Source organism: Flavobacterium buctense, from assembly GCF_014486695.1.
In the GTDB taxonomy this organism is placed as follows: Bacteria; Bacteroidota; Bacteroidia; order Flavobacteriales; family Flavobacteriaceae; genus Flavobacterium; species Flavobacterium buctense.
The window spans coordinates 409,813-424,846 of the sequence record NZ_JACTAB010000002.1; the positions used below are offsets into that span (position 1 = coordinate 409,813).

16 protein-coding genes are annotated in these 15,034 nt (G+C 36.1%); 3 read left to right on the forward strand and 13 right to left on the reverse strand.

Annotation, left to right across the window (positions count from 1 at the left end; translation table 11 throughout):
• Positions 1 to 8: 8 nt before the first annotated feature.
• From ICG50_RS05785 to ICG50_RS05840, 13 genes are all read right to left on the reverse strand, one after another.
• Complete coding sequence (locus tag ICG50_RS05785; protein ID WP_341432362.1) at positions 9 to 638, reverse strand: murein L,D-transpeptidase catalytic domain-containing protein; 630 nt, start codon at positions 636 to 638, stop codon at positions 9 to 11.
• Positions 639 to 699: 61 nt separating this feature from the next.
• Positions 700 to 1,134 (reverse strand): VOC family protein, encoded by a 435-nt coding sequence (locus ICG50_RS05790; protein ID WP_187659956.1) that lies wholly within the window; start codon positions 1,132 to 1,134, stop codon positions 700 to 702.
• A 16-nt stretch (positions 1,135 to 1,150) separates the two neighbouring features.
• Complete coding sequence (locus tag ICG50_RS13125) at positions 1,151 to 1,996, reverse strand: SRPBCC domain-containing protein (RefSeq protein ID WP_246448722.1); 846 nt, start codon at positions 1,994 to 1,996, stop codon at positions 1,151 to 1,153.
• 54 nt (positions 1,997 to 2,050) lie between these two features.
• Positions 2,051 to 2,434 (reverse strand): SMU1112c/YaeR family gloxylase I-like metalloprotein, encoded by a 384-nt coding sequence (gene gloA2 / locus ICG50_RS05800; RefSeq protein ID WP_187659957.1) that lies wholly within the window; start codon positions 2,432 to 2,434, stop codon positions 2,051 to 2,053.
• Positions 2,435 to 2,437: 3 nt separating this feature from the next.
• Complete coding sequence (locus ICG50_RS05805; protein WP_187659958.1) at positions 2,438 to 2,893, reverse strand: YciI family protein; 456 nt, start codon at positions 2,891 to 2,893, stop codon at positions 2,438 to 2,440.
• On the reverse strand, positions 2,890 to 3,018 hold the full coding sequence (locus tag ICG50_RS13165; protein WP_281384522.1) for a hypothetical protein: 129 nt from the start codon (positions 3,016 to 3,018) through the stop codon (positions 2,890 to 2,892). The genes ICG50_RS05805 and ICG50_RS13165 overlap by 4 nt, the downstream gene beginning before the upstream one ends.
• Positions 3,011 to 3,406: a hypothetical protein gene (locus tag ICG50_RS05810; protein WP_187659959.1), complete on the reverse strand. Its 396-nt coding sequence runs from the start codon at positions 3,404 to 3,406 to the stop codon at positions 3,011 to 3,013. Before ICG50_RS05810 ends, ICG50_RS13165 begins: the two co-directional genes overlap by 8 nt.
• Before the next feature lie 144 nt (positions 3,407 to 3,550).
• On the reverse strand, positions 3,551 to 4,438 hold the full coding sequence (locus tag ICG50_RS05815; RefSeq protein ID WP_187659960.1) for a hypothetical protein: 888 nt from the start codon (positions 4,436 to 4,438) through the stop codon (positions 3,551 to 3,553).
• Between the two features lie 6 nt (positions 4,439 to 4,444).
• Positions 4,445 to 4,861 (reverse strand): DM13 domain-containing protein, encoded by a 417-nt coding sequence (locus ICG50_RS05820; protein ID WP_187659961.1) that lies wholly within the window; start codon positions 4,859 to 4,861, stop codon positions 4,445 to 4,447.
• 74 nt (positions 4,862 to 4,935) lie between these two features.
• A complete protein-coding gene (locus tag ICG50_RS05825; protein ID WP_187659962.1) occupies positions 4,936 to 6,402 on the reverse strand; it encodes a lipopolysaccharide biosynthesis protein in 1,467 nt (488 codons plus the stop codon).
• 30 nt (positions 6,403 to 6,432) lie between these two features.
• Positions 6,433 to 7,719 carry a glycosyltransferase family 4 protein gene (locus ICG50_RS05830; protein WP_187659963.1) on the reverse strand — a complete coding sequence of 429 codons (1,287 nt, stop codon included), beginning with the start codon at positions 7,717 to 7,719 and terminating at the stop codon, positions 6,433 to 6,435.
• Positions 7,719 to 10,214, reverse strand: coding sequence for a YfhO family protein (locus ICG50_RS05835; RefSeq protein WP_187659964.1), 2,496 nt, complete (start codon positions 10,212 to 10,214; stop codon positions 7,719 to 7,721). Before ICG50_RS05835 ends, ICG50_RS05830 begins: the two co-directional genes overlap by 1 nt.
• A gap of 27 nt (positions 10,215 to 10,241) precedes the next feature.
• Entirely contained in the window at positions 10,242 to 10,493 is a 252-nt protein-coding gene (locus tag ICG50_RS05840; RefSeq protein WP_187659965.1) for a DUF4834 domain-containing protein, read from the reverse strand.
• A gap of 122 nt (positions 10,494 to 10,615) precedes the next feature.
• Here ICG50_RS05840 and ICG50_RS05845 point away from each other — a divergent pair, with 122 nt between their 5' ends.
• The 3 genes from ICG50_RS05845 to ICG50_RS05855 form a co-directional block, all read left to right on the forward strand.
• A complete protein-coding gene (locus tag ICG50_RS05845; RefSeq protein ID WP_187659966.1) occupies positions 10,616 to 11,593 on the forward strand; it encodes a transporter in 978 nt (325 codons plus the stop codon).
• Positions 11,593 to 12,711: a PI-PLC domain-containing protein gene (locus tag ICG50_RS05850; protein ID WP_187659967.1), complete on the forward strand. Its 1,119-nt coding sequence runs from the start codon at positions 11,593 to 11,595 to the stop codon at positions 12,709 to 12,711. Before ICG50_RS05845 ends, ICG50_RS05850 begins: the two co-directional genes overlap by 1 nt.
• Before the next feature lie 345 nt (positions 12,712 to 13,056).
• The coding region (locus tag ICG50_RS05855; protein WP_222940140.1) for a hypothetical protein at positions 13,057 to 15,034 on the forward strand (1,978 nt) is incomplete at its 3' end.

Genomic DNA, 15,034 nt, shown 5'->3' on the forward strand with positions numbered 1-15,034 from the left:
GGTTTTTTTTAATTATAAATCCACATCAAAACGGGTTTCTTCACACTTTTTAACATCGGGTCAATGATTTTCATGTTTGCGTTGGAAATCGTTGGACAACCCCAACCTTCCGGTGTTCCGTTTGGATAAACTTCTTTGTCGGCTACTTTTTCCCACGAATGGAACACAATGTAACGTGATTGAGCATTGTTATTGGTTTTCTCCAAACCGTGAAGAACATATTTGACATTGATTCCCCAATCACTCCAAGCTCTTTGCCCAATTTTGTATTTGCCCAAAGCTGAACAATGACTGCCGTCTTTATTGCTGAAGGTCGGACTGTCTTTTGACCAATCTTGACTCCAAGGAGAATCGCAACAACCGTGACCAACGAGCATTTGATGGGTAATTTTATTTTGCTTAAAATCATACACAAAAAATCGATTCAAACCGGAATGAACGCTCATGTCTATCAGAATACAAAAATCTTCATTGTACTTGTTTTTTTGACAAAAAGTCAAGGCTTCCTTGGCCTTGTTATCGGTTCGGGAAACATCGACTTTTGGTTTGTTTTCGCTTTTAATTTTGTAGTTTATTCTCTTGTAGCCATAAGCAACTGCAACTACAGCGATTAATAGAATGACAATCTTTTTTTTCACGGGTTGGTTTTCTATTTATAACGCAAGAGAATGATTTATAGTATGTAAGCTGAAAAATAATTTAAGGTTGCGGATTTTCATCAAAATTTACCATCCAATTGATGCCGAATTTATCGGTAAACATCCCGAAATAAGCGCCCCAAAAGGTAGAGCTCATCGGCATAAATGCTTTTCCGCCTGCGGATAAACCGTTAAAAATTCTATCGGCTTCTTCACGGCTATCGGTATTGATAGAGACAGAAAAATTGGTTCCTATAATAGCATCACCACTTTGTGTAGTACTGTCGCTTCCCATTAAAACCGTGTTGCCGATTGGTAATGAAACGTGCATGATTCTGTTGGCTTCATCTTCAGATACCGGCGGACAATTGTCATCGGTAGGCATGTCTTTGAATTTACCCATATAAGGAAATTCACCTCCGAAAACAGATTGGTAAAATAGAAACGCTTCTTCGCAGTTTCCGTTGAAAATTAAATAAGGATTTACTTGTACCATTTTTTATTGTTTAGGTTTATTGTTCAGTATATTTTTTAAAATTGTCTAATATAGATTGCCATCCGCTACGTTGTAATTCGACCGAATGGATATTTTCCGGTTCAAAATTTTCTGTTAGGATTATTTGATTGTCCATCACATCAAACTTCACGGTTACTTTTCTTCCGTCAGCAATTTGGTAAACCAATTTTTTCATAGGAATTATTTCTTGGTAAGTACCAACAAAATCAAAATTCATTTCACCGTCTTTGGAAGCCATAGTGAAAGTGAAATTCTTACCAATTTCCAGATGATTTTCCGCTTTTGGACAATGCCAATCGTTGGAAGCGAAATTCCAGTTTATTATATGTTCAGGTTGTGTGAATTTACTCCAAACGTCTTCTAATGAAGTGTCTAAAGTTGTTTTAACCGTAATGGTTTTGGGCTTGCTTTCGGCTATCGTTTTCAATTTTTCTAAAGCCTTCGGAAAAGCATCATTGAAATAATCCAAATATTTTTCGACTAAATCTATGGTAACCAGTACAGTAGTAATCCCGTTATTTTCTTTTAAGTCATAGCGTTCTTCGGCGCCTGACCAAGCTTTGGTTATTTCTGTTTCGGGTAATTCGGTATACTCTTTTAATTCGCCAAGATGATGGAATAGCATGGTTTCAAAAGGTTTATTAATAGCTATCTTCGAATTCATTCCACTGCCATTCTGATCTAAAAAATAAATTTTACTTCCTTGGTTCCAATCTGAAATAGCATAGGAACCTTCACAGAATGCACTAACCCATGATTCGTAGTTTTCGTCATCCCAAAGGGAATACCAAACTTTTTCTTTCGGAGCATTGATGTCAATGCTGAATGGTAGTCTTATCATAATTAAGATATTTTTTAAGGAAAGTAAAGTTACAGAAAGTCTTTTTTGAAAAAACTATCGCTCATAAAATTCTATTGGTAATTCATCAGGATCACTGATAAAAGTGAAACGTTTTCCGGTGTATTCATCTGTGCGAATGGGTTCGGCTATGGTATTATATAGTGCCAAATGTTTGATTACCGATTCAATGTCATCTACTTCAAAAGCCAAGTGTCGCAAACCTAAAGCTTCGGGTCTTGAAACTCTTTTGGGCGGATTGGGAAACGAAAACAATTCGATTATATACTGACCGTTAAGCGAAAGGTCTAATTTAAAAGATTGTCTTTCTGCTCGGTACACTTCCCGAATGATTTCTAAGCCAAGAATTTCAACATAGAATTTTTTGGAAAGGTCATAATTGGAACAGATAATGGCAATATGATGGACTTTATGGAGCATGAATTATATTTTTTTCTTGGCCAATTTGTTATGCAGTTGGTCAATTTGCTGCAAGGCGGCGCTGCTATACCAAACAGTCATTTCGGCTTCGAAAATTTTGGCTTTTACTGCAGGATCGGTTTCTACTAAAGCATTGGCTTCTTCTATAGTAGTTACATTAAAGATAAAAATCCCGCGATAGTTTTTGTCGTTTTTCATAAATGGTCCGGCGACAACGAGTTTTCCTTCAGCAGCTAGTTTATTTATATTGGCCATATGACCTTCAAATAATTTGGCTTTTTCTTCTTTAGTTGCCGTAGTATTACTACCGGTTTTCAAAATGCAAAACACATATGTTTTCATGCCATACTCATCAGCATTGAGAGATTTGGCCAGCTTTTCATCATAGTTAGGATTGGCCTCTTGGGCAAAACCAAAGGTTGAAAACAGCAATAGGAGGAAAGTGTATTTTTTAATCATGATTTCTTATTTTGTTTTTCTTTTTCCGCGTTGAATTTATTGATTTTTTCCACAGCTTCTCGGCCATATTTTCGAGCATACCAAAACCCAATGGCAACGGCAATGATTTTTAAATAATCATGCATTTGGTTGTCTTTCGGAGTTTAACTTTTTTCTTCGGGTAATTAGAAAGCCATAAAATGCTATAAAAGGTAAGGCGAATAAAGTAATTTTGGGATTCCAATTGAGTAAACCAATAAAAAGCAGCATTAAAAATAGCAAGGCAATTCCCGTTGAGGCCAAAAGAACTAACCAAAATTTAGGCTTTGGTACCAATAAAGAGACCAACAAGATTATTTGTCCCAGCAAAGGTAAAAGAATAAAAGGATGCAAAAAAATTTCGGGTGAATCACTCATTTTGAATAACAAATCAAATTCAATTTCACCCATAAATTCACTTTCTTTTCCCCATTCCAAATATCCTATGAATGACGAAAGGAATAAACCTAATATGATTTTTTTAAACAGAGACAAGGTGCTAGATTTGAAAGATAAAGTTAATCATTTTGTCATCTAAATCAAAAGAAAAACCCTTTTGGTTATAATTACACCAAAAGAGTTCTCAATTAAACAAAACTTAAAAACCTCAGTACCTTAGTGCCACAGCACCTTAGCACCTTAAAAAGAAACCTTATAAATCAGTCCGGCCGTAAAAGCTCTGGTTAAACCATCAGGGCGAATTTCACGGACAACGAATGGCGTTGCTAAAGAAAGTTCCAAACTGCTTTTTGAGTTAAGTGTGTAACTTGTAATTAGGTTTCCATTGATGGTCAAACCATCCGAACCTTCAATGGTTTCGCGTTCGCTAAAGATGTTTTCATAACTGTCTTCGCCCAAGTGGTATAAGAACAATACATTCGGTTTGAAAGTAAACTTTTTATTCGGCGTTTGGTAAGTGTAAGTCGTGCGAAACAAAGCATCTGATTTTCTTTCAAATAAATTGGTAGATGGAAAATCATCGGTACCACTGTATTCGGCGAAATAAGAATTCTTATTGTTGTTGAAGACCGGAATTTGGACGCCCAAATTAAAATCCCATTGGGCATAATTATAATTGGTGGCCAAAATCAAATCGAATGTACCCAAACTCGCCTGATAATCTAAAGGCAAAGAATAGCCGTTGATTTTAGCATTGGCAGTCGTAAACGGAAATTTGAATCCGGATAAAAGACTCCATTTTTTGTTGAATTTATAATTGCTGATAAGATAAGCATCGCCAAATTGTCCGCGAGTGCCAAAACTTCCATCGGCTATGGAATAAGTAAACTTGGCACTTAAAGCCCATTTATCATTAAAAGCTCTCGAATAAGTTAAATAAGAAGAAAGATAAGTCACATCAGCTTCGCCAACGCCGTAAATGCTTCCGGTTTCGATTAGATTTTTGCTTGAGTTTTCTTTGTCAAAACTATTGCCAATAGAACAAACACCGGCATCGCTGCACCCTTGAGCATAAACAGTTGAGCCACCTATTATCGATAACCAACCAATAAAAGCAATTTTTTTCATAGCCATTTAATTAGATTGTAAAGCCGCAATCGCAAACAAATGATTGTATTGCTGGCAATGAATTAAAACATAAGGATAATCGGCAAGGTTCACCTGCTGTGGTATTGAATAAATCAGATCTGGATTGACGTTGCCCAAGTTGACAAAGTCAGACGGCGAATCTGTTTTAGACAAATAAACTTTTAAATCCGGTCCGGGAGTAATGGAATAGTCTTCTAATTTTAAAGTGTAAGCGTTGCCCAATTGGTAAATTTTTACCATTCCGCTACCCGATATTCCGGAGGTTGGATTGAAAGTCCCGGTGAAGCGTAAAACTGCGTCATTGCTGACTTCTTCTTCAACTATATCTCGGGTTAATTCGCCTTCTACTTCACAGGAAGTAAAAAGTACGATTACGGTAAAAAGGGAAAGAATTGTTTTCATAGCGTTTCAATTTTTATCAAAGTTTAAAAGAACTTACGATACCAATTGTCGGCTAGTTTACATTTAGAGTAAGATTATTGGATTTTTATTTTTTTCATCACATTCAGAATTACCGTATTGATTTCTTCCGAAAGATTGGCTTTATAAGTCAACCCAACGTAAACAATAGAAACCAAAATCGATTTCAATCCAATATTAATTATCGGATGAAAAGAAAATTCCCAATAATAAAAAGCGAAGAAGCAAATCAATCCGATAAGTAATGCGTAAATATTTTTTAGGGTAAACGGATAGAGATTCATTTTTAAAACGACAAAAAGCAATTTGGCCAAGCTATACAAAGTAATAGAAATCAGTGTGGCAATCGCAGCACCTTCTATAAAATAAATGGGTATAAAATAGGCATTTAAAGATATGGCCAGAACAGCCAAAAGCAATCCCAAAAACAACACGGCTTTATAATATTTAGAATTGAAAATAATCGCGTTGTTATTGCCTAAAATCAAGTCGAAGTATTTAGAAATACCAATCACGAAAACCACAAAAACACCACCTCGGTAGTTTGCCGGTAAGAGTAAATAAAGTTGGTTGATGTTGACTAAAATCCCAACTAAAACCAATCCACCGACAATTTGCAATGTGATGGAGGTTTTTTTATACAAGTCGTTTAGCTCGTCGTGTTTGCCTTCGGTCATTAATTTGGCGGTAATTGGATACGTAATTTGGTGCATGGCTCTACTGGGAACCGAAATTACTGTGGCAATAAAAATCGCCACCGAATAATAAGCGATATTTTCAATTTCGATATACTGTCCAATCATGGTTTTGTCAATGTCGAGCAGCATATTGGCAATACTTCCGGAGAGAATGATGAATAACGAATAGGTTAGAACGGCTTTGAAATTGTGTGGAATTTTAAACGAGAATTGTATGCGCTGCACTTTATTGGCATAAAACAACATTACTAATGTGGTTAATAAATAAATGCCCATTAAAATATCGACAAAAGTTTCGGCTGAAATGGTGCCAAAGTACACTGCGAAAAGAAAAATACTGATAAAAACCCGGAGCAAAACTTCTTTGACAAAACTCCCGAATACCGATTGCATATGGACTTTTACCCAAGCATAAAAAATTTCAAAATAACCCATACACAAACCAATCACCGGAATTTGCCAAGTAAAGTCGAATATGATAGGGTTTTTTCGGGATAAAAAAGTGGCGATGTCAGTGTAGAAAAAAGTACCGAGTATACCAATTGGAAGAAGTACGATTAAGGGTAAAATCATCACAAAAGTCAGGAATTCTCCTTTTTCTTTTTCCGTTTTGTATTGGGTAAAGAATTTGACCAACGAATTGTGAACGCCAAAAGCCATCAACGGAAAAATGATATTTGCTGAAGACAAAATATAACCGGTTAAGCCATAAATTTTTTCGCCTAAAAAATGAGGATACATGAACAACGTATTCGCCGCACCAATAGCAAAACCGATATAGGTAATGATGGTGTTTTTGATGGATTGGTTTACGACGATGCCCATTTTTTGAAATTACGAATTAGGAATAATGAATTACGAAATTAATTTAGCCAGTTGTGCTGTTAAACTTTTTCTGGAATATTGTTGCAAACCAACGGCGTGAACCTTTAAATTTTGTTTTTGATATTCAAGATAGTAGTTCAAAAGTAAGGCTTTTAGTTTTTCTTTTTCGTCATAAGTAAAGAAAACGCCGGTGTTGGTTGAGGTGATGATTTGAGCAAAATCAGAATCTTTAGGTCCAATGGCTATTATTGGCCTTTCGGAAACCATGTATTCAAATAATTTTCCGGGGATGATGCTTTTAGTGTCTTCGGAATTGATTTCGATGAGCAATAAAACTTGTGATTTTCGTTGGTGTTCGACGGCTTCTTGGTGGGAAACGTAGCCCAAATTCAATACGTAATCATTGAGTTTAAATTCAGAAATGGTATCTAATACTTCCTGACTCACGGCGCCGATTAATTTAAGTTGAAAATCGTTTTTGAAGTCTTGGTTTTCTTTGGTCAATTCATTTAACGCTTTCCAAAGGATTCTCGGATTTCTTTCCGACAGTAACGAACCAATATGTGCCAACGTGAATTTGGCATCCAAAGGGTGTTTGGTGATTTTTTCCACGTCATAGCCATTCGTAATTACTTCAATGGGTTTGGACGTTATGGCTTCGAATTCCGTTTTGGTGGTTTTGCTGGTGACGATAATGGTGTCAGCTGTATTTAAGACTTCTTTCTCTAACGCTTTGTGTTTTTTCTCGGCAGAAGCAGATAATTTCAACGCTTTATGATAGCCAATGGTTGTCCATGGATCGCGAAAATCGGCAAACCATTTGACCCCTAAATCTTTCTTCAATTGTAAACCAATAAGATGCAAACTGTGCGGTGGACCTGAAGTTACAATCGTATCAATATTGTTTTCTTGAATGTATTTTGATAAATATTTTACAGAAGGTTTGACCCAAAGAAAACGCGCGTCAGGAATGAAAATATTACCGCGAATCCAAAGCAACGTTTTTTCTAAAAAGGATTGTTTTTTTTGATTGGGAATAATACCCGAACTGATTTTCTTGGTTTTGCTTTTACCGAAAAAAGAAGCCAAACCATACGGTTCGAAGATTTTTTTTTTGAGGATAATCGCTTTTTCCGAAACTTCACTTTCCAAACCATTATCCATAATCGGATAGGTTGGGTTTTGGGGTATATAAACTATCGGTTGTACGTTGAACTCCGGTAAATACTTCACAAACTTTAACCAACGCTGTACACCCGGTCCACCGGCTGGCGGCCAATAATAAGTGATGATTAAAAGTTTTTTGGGTTCAGACATTATGCAATTTTCTTCCCTTTTTGATCAAAATAAACTACACCGATGATAACCAGAATCATCAAAATCGAACTCACTAAAGCAATAGTACTTCCGGTTTTTACCACTTGCGGTTCAAATTTGAATTCGATAGTGTGTTTGCCTTTAGGAATAGCTAATCCACGTAGTACATAATCCACTCTGTGAATATCCGTTTCTTTTCCGTCAATGGTAGCTTTCCAACCTTCGTAATAGTTCTCTGAGAAAACCGCAAAGCCATCATTAGCATTGGTAGCAGTATATTTGAGGTAATTAGGTTTATGTTCTTCTAGTTTTATCGAGGCCAAACTGTCCTTTTTAAAGGTAGGAGTCAAGCCTGATTTGGTGAAATCGTTACTATTTCTCGTGGCCGCATTTTTAGTCTCAATTTTGCCCAACACTTTCATTTCCTCGTCGGCAGAATTCACGGTTTTTAATTCCGATACAAACCAAGCATTTCCATTGATGAAAGGATTGGTAATAGGTACGTTTTCTCCGTCTTTAGTCTGTACCAATAAATATTTGATATTTAAAGCATTTAGTAGTGGTATACTGGTCTTCAATGCCATCGTTTCCGGATCAATCATTTGCCCCAAATCGTTTAATTGTTGGTCGATATGATACTCAAACAATTGCTCATATCTTCTTGGACGTACAGCGCTGTATCCACCAACCGATTTGTGGAAATAAGAAGTTCGGCCTTGCAATCTGCCTTGTAATTCATACACCCTGAAAACCGAAGTGTCTTTTAAAATTTCAATATCAGCTTGTGTTGGTTCAAAAGGTTGGTCAATTTCGCGGGCGCTTCTAAATTGATTTTCGTCATTACTAACATAGTTTTTATCAATAAAAAACAAATCGCCAATCATGAAGATTCCGATAATAATTACGGTAGTATTTTGAACTAATTTTCCTTTGATGTAAAACCAAAGAGTGCCAAAAGCTACTACCATAAAAAATCCGGAGCGCAACAAATCAGCGGTAAATAAATCCATTCGGTCTTGGCGCAAAGCCTCTACAAATCCCAACCCGAAAGCCTTGTCTTGTCCTTGATTGAGCATGGCCATGATTTGAGAATCGACCGGACTTGAAAAAGAAAAAGCACTTTTGAATAAATAGATAAATAGAAGTAATCCAATTGAAGTTGCGGCTGTATATAACAATGATTTCTTTTGGTTGTCCGTTTCTTTGAAAAAAGATTGCAATCCCATAATGGCTAAAACCGGAATACACAATTCCAAAATCACCTGAATTGAAGAAACCGCTCTGAATTTATCATACATCGGAATATAATCGATAAAGAAATCGGTAAGCACTGAGAAATTTTTACCCCAAGAAAGGAATAAAGCAAAAACGGCACCGGCCAAGAACGCATACTTAATTTTGCGTTTGTCGTGGTACAAAGCTAGTATACATAAAAAGAAAACAATCGCGCCAATGTATGCCGGAGCCGCTACTATAGGTTGGTCGCCCCAATAGGTTGGTGCGTAGTTTTCTGTAAAAGTTTGGGCTTCACTATCGGTAGCACCATAAGACAGCATATAATTGTAGACGTTCGATTCACTTCCCAGTTTTTCACTATTACCACCGCCATATAAACGAGGTGCAATCAGATTTAGACTTTCGCCTATGCCATAACTGTATTCCGTTATGTAGTCTTTAGACATGGAAGCTGTTTCTGTGTTTTTAGATCCGTCTGCATTGAAAGTCAGCTCACTTTTGCCACGCATACTAAAATCAGAGTATTCTTTGGTCGCTAATAATCCGGAAGCATTTGTTCCTAAAGCCAAAGTAACTGCCACTAGAAAAGTTAAAGCGATTTTGGGCAACGATTTTAAGTCCTTTTCCTGATACAGTCTGTAAAGAAAATAGACCGATAAAATCAGCAAGAGGAACAATAAATAGTAAGTCATTTGGAAGTGATTGGCATTAATTTCCAAAGCTACCGCCAGCATGGTTAAGATACCGCCATGCCAATATTTTTTCTTGAAAACCAAAATAAATCCAGCGACAACCAAAGGCATATAAGCAATAGCATGTGCTTTGGCATTATGACCAACACCAAGTATGATGATTAAATAAGTTGAAAAACCAAAAGCTAAAGCGCCAAAAAATGCTTTTAGCGGATCAATTCTAAAGACCAAAAGCAATCCATAAAATCCTATAAAGTAAAGAAACAAATAATCGGCAGGTCTAGGTAAAAACCTTAAGGCATCGTCTAGTTTCCCAATAAAATCATTAGGATAATTGGCGCCCAATTGATAGGTTGACATTCCACCAAATGCGGCGTTTGTCCAAAAAGGTTCAGAATTGAATTCGGCTCTGAAGTCGTTTTGCTCTTTGGCCATTCCGGTATATTGTACAATATCCGATTGGTAGATTTTTTTGCCTTGCAAAACAGGATAGAAGTAAAGTAGAGAAACGATTATAAAACCAAATAGGGCTAAAAAATGGGGATAAAACTTTTGAAGTTGTTTCATGTTTGTGGATTAGGTTTTCAAGTGAAATTACTTAATTTCTTCGAAATCAATATACTCGCCAACGATTTTTTTCTCCTTTGGCTTTTCAGTTTTAGAAGTTTGAGCTTGTTGTTGTTCTTGAAACTGTTGCTGTTGTTGTTGGAATTGCTGTGCTGCTTTTTCGACCACTTTTTTGGCCACCACCGGTAAAAATAATCTTGCCAGAAATTTGAAGATATAATAAATAGCTATAATCCATAATATTGTTTTAACAAAGCCGGGCATTGATGCAGTTTCCATATTGCAAATATAATTTTTGTCAAAAATACTAAATTCCCCAATGTAAAATTCGCTTTAACCTCTTAAATAAATGATAAATTGTATTACTTTTGGAAGACAATATTTCTACTAAATGCTAGGCTATGCTAAAAATAAAATCACTTTTGATGGTTGGGTTTTTGATAATTTCAACCAAACAATATGCTCAATATACTGATATCATTAATTCGAACCGACCGGGAAAATCCATGTCGGCTTTTTCGGTAGGAAAAACGGTAATTCAGGCTGAAGGTGGTTTGTATGGTATTCAGGAAAGGCATGATTTAGCTCGTTATGAAGCTAATGGATTCGGAACCGAATTAAGTGTCAGGTATGGTGCTTTTTTTGATCAGTTTGAGTTTAATCTTGAGACTCAATACCAATATGATTGGTATTCAGCGCCTTTAGTCGAAGATACACGCGGTGGTTTTAAACAATTTACTTTAGGGGCTAAATATTTGGTTTTTGATCCGTTTGTACAATTGAAAGATGACAAGCCAAATGTTTACAGCTGGAAAGCCAATCACCGATTCAGTTGGAAACAGTTTATTCCGGCTGTGGCGGTTTATGGTGGTTTTAATTTGAATTTGGGCACCAATCCGTTTACGTTTGATTCCGACCCGACTATAAGTCCGAAATTGATGTTGATTACCCAAAACCATTTCGGTAGCAAATGGGTTTGGGTCAATAATATTATTGCCGACAAATACATGACCGATTACCCGACTTTGGGTTGGATTACTACAATGACCAGAGGTTTTAATATGCGTTGGTCCGGATTTTTAGAAGTTCAGTCGTATAAAAGTGATTTTTATGCTGATGTTCTCGGGCGTTTGGGTGCGGCTTATTTGATTAGAGAAAATATTCAGCTAGATGCTTATCTCGCTAAAAATATAAAAGATACTCCGGCGATTATGCATGGCGGTTTTGGGATGTCTTGGCGTTTCGACAGTAATTATGAAACCAATTACAAGCGAATCAAAAACGATAAAGATGATAAGAAAAAGAAAGACAAGAAATCCAAAAAAGACAAAGGGAAAAAACGCAAAGACGAAGTAGAATTAGAAAATACAAAGCCATAATGATTACTATAATTGAAGCCAATACAAAAAAACTGATTCAAGAGTACGTAAAGTTTCCTTTTACCTTGTATAAAAATCATCCTTATTGGGTTCCGCCATTAATCAGTGATGAATTGGAAACTTTTGATAAAACCAAAAACCCTGCTTTTACATCTGCAGATGCTCATTTTTACTTGGCCTATAAAGATAATGAAATCGTGGGTCGAATTGCGGCTATCATCAATTGGGACGAAGTCAATCACCAACAAAAAAAGAAAGTGCGTTTCGGATGGTGGGATGTGATTGATGATGTTGAAGTAACCAAAGCGTTGTTAGAAAAAGTATATGAATTTGGCAAAGCCAATAATTTGGAATACGTTGAAGGTCCGATGGGATTTTCTAATCTGGATAAAGTAGGTGTTTTAACGGAAGGTTTTGATGAGATTGGTTCAATGATTACATGGTACAACTTTCCCTATTATAAAGAGCATTTGGAAAAGTTAGGTTATGTAAAGGAGAAAGAATACCTCGAAAATAAATTTCCCTTCGCTAATGTAAAACCCGAATTATTTTTAAAGGCCAATGAGTTAGTAAAAAAACGTTACGAATTAAAGGCTTTAAATTTTACCAACAACAAAGACATTATGTCTTATGTAGACAAAATGTTTGATCTGTTTAATGCCAGTTATGCAAGCTTGTCTTCCTTTGTAGCTATAACCGATGTTCAAAAAGAATACTTCAAAAATAAATACATCAGTTTTATCAATCCGGAATATATAAAGTTTGTTTTAGACAAACAGGATAATATTGTAGCCTTTAGTATTGTAATGCCAAGTTTTTCAAAAGCCCTACAAAAAGCCAATGGTAAGCTGTTTCCTTTTGGCTTTTATCATTTACTTAAAGCCAAGAAAGATTCCAAAGAGGTTTTATTCTATCTAATTGGTATTGATCCTGAATACCAAAGTAAAGGAGTAACGGCAATCATTTTTAACGAATATTATAATACTTTTAAAGAAAAGGGTATTCTACACTGTGTTCGAACACCAGAGTTAGAAGACAATCATGCCATACACAATTTGTGGAAGCATTTTGATCCCGTAACTTTCAGAAGAAGACGAACTTATCGCAAGCTTTTGTGATTTTTATTTTTTCATAATGTGTTGATGATGTTAAATTTACTTGTGGGAAACAATAAAATTTAGACTTCTGTTAAATAAAATCCCGAATTGTCGTTAAATAGATTTGAGTTTTATAGTCAATTGTGTAGTTAATCGATAAAAATCAAATGTTCGTAGAAAACTTACACCTTTTTTAACATTGTATTTGGATTTCTATCTAATTTTATAATCCCAATAAAATCTACACAAAATTTTTTTCAAATGAGAAGTTGGAATTCTGAATTTTCAGTTTCTTCATTTTTCTTCCAAAAAAAATAGTAAACCGACCCTATTCATGATGTGGTATTATCAAAAATACTTAACATTATGAAAAACACTACTTTTTTAAAGTTTTTAGAATTTCCCTGTAGCGAAGACTGTGTCGTTAGTCGAGGGGAAGACGGTTTTAAGTTAGATTTTTCCAAAGTAAACACTATGGATAGTGGTTATTCTGAAAAACAGAGTAACACTAAAAAGAAAGGTATAGTTAGCATTTTAATGCTGGTTATACTTTTTTTAATTTCTAACATTTCAACAGCCCAAATTACTTTGGATGGAGATCCGAATGATTGGGGAACATGGCTTGCTGCTCCCGGCGGAATCAAAGCAAGAATTGTTGACCCTATTGATGGAACGGACGATATTTGGACTTTAGGTTCCAAAGATGTTCAACCAATTAATCAATGGGCATGGTTTACTAATGGTGCCAATGATAAAAATAATTTAGCCAATGTGGGTTATTATTTTGATGGTACTAAATTGTATTTCTTTGCAGACAGACGTGCTAACAACGGAGATTCCGCTATCGGATTTTGGATACTTCAAGACAGCGTAGGTAAATTAGGTGTCACAAGCGGCGGATTTAGTGGTCAGCACGTGGAAGGGGATATCTTAATGATCAGCCACTTTGTTAATGGTGGTGCTGTTGCAGATATACAAGCCTTTAGATGGACCAATGGTGCTTTAGACCCAACTCCAATTCCTTTACCAACAACCGGTTTGGATGCAAGGGTAAATGTGGGAACGGTAAACTCACCTCCATCATGGAATTATGTTCCAAAGTTTGGTTCTCCGGGAACATATCCAGATTCTTCTTTCTTTGAAGGATTTATTGATTTAAGCAGTGTAAACTTTAATTTAAGTGTTTGTTTAGGTACTTTTTTGGCTGAAACAAGACAGTCGCAATCGCTTACCGCTTCATTAGAAGATTTAGCCAGAGGAAGATTTGGTTCTGTGCCACTTCCAAAAACTTTAGTCGGAAGTTCATTCTGTAGTTCAGCTCCTAACAGTGGAACTATTACTATGGCAAGTTCTGAAACTTTGGTAAGTTATCAATTAGTAAATAATTCAAATAATGCTAATGTTCAACTTGCCCAATTAGGCAATGGAGGAACTTTAACTTGGTCTAACTTACCCGCGGGAAGTTATTATGTTATTGCAACCAATACTTTGTCAGAATGTCAAATCGAGATTGGAAGACCAACTTTAGTGAATATAATAGAATCACCTACAGTTACGGTTAATTCACCTTCAAAGTGTGCTAATGATCCTGCTGTTACCATTACTGCAACACCAAACCCAGCTGGAACTTATACTTACACTTGGACTGTTCCTTTTGGAGCAAGTAATCCTGGTAATGTTGCTAGTTTTAGCGCTACTGTGGCTGGTAATTATTCCGTTGTAATATCTAATGGAACTTGTTCAGGTTCTGGTTCGGGAACTTTAACGGTTAATCCTAGTCCAGCATTAGTAACCAATAATCCTGCACCGATTTGTGCTCCTTTAACTATTGATTTAACACTGCCGGCTGTAACAGCAGGAAGTAATCTTCAAGGAGGAACTTTGTCTTATTGGACGAATTCAGGTGCTACAATTCCTTTAAATAATCCTAATGCTGTTTCAGCATCAGGAACATATTATATTAAAGTAACTACTTCAGCAAACTGTTCAGATATCAAGCCTGTTACAGTTACTATTATTCCTATCATTCCTATTGTAATTAATTGCCCGCAAAATAGTAGTTCTAGTGCTTGTGCATACGAAGATCAAGCGGCTCTTAATACTGCTTTCAATAATTGGTTGGCTGGTTTTACAGCTTCAGGTGGAAACGGAACTTTAGTTACTTCAGGATTACAAAATCTTTCTGCACCAAATTTGTGTGCAGGAGGAACCGTAACAGTTAATTTTAGTGCTTCAGATGATTGTGGAAAACAAGCTTCATGCTCTGCTACTTTCACTATTACTGCTGCACCAGCTGTTAACGTTACTTCACCAACGGCTAGTTCAACTAGTGCCTGTGCTTATG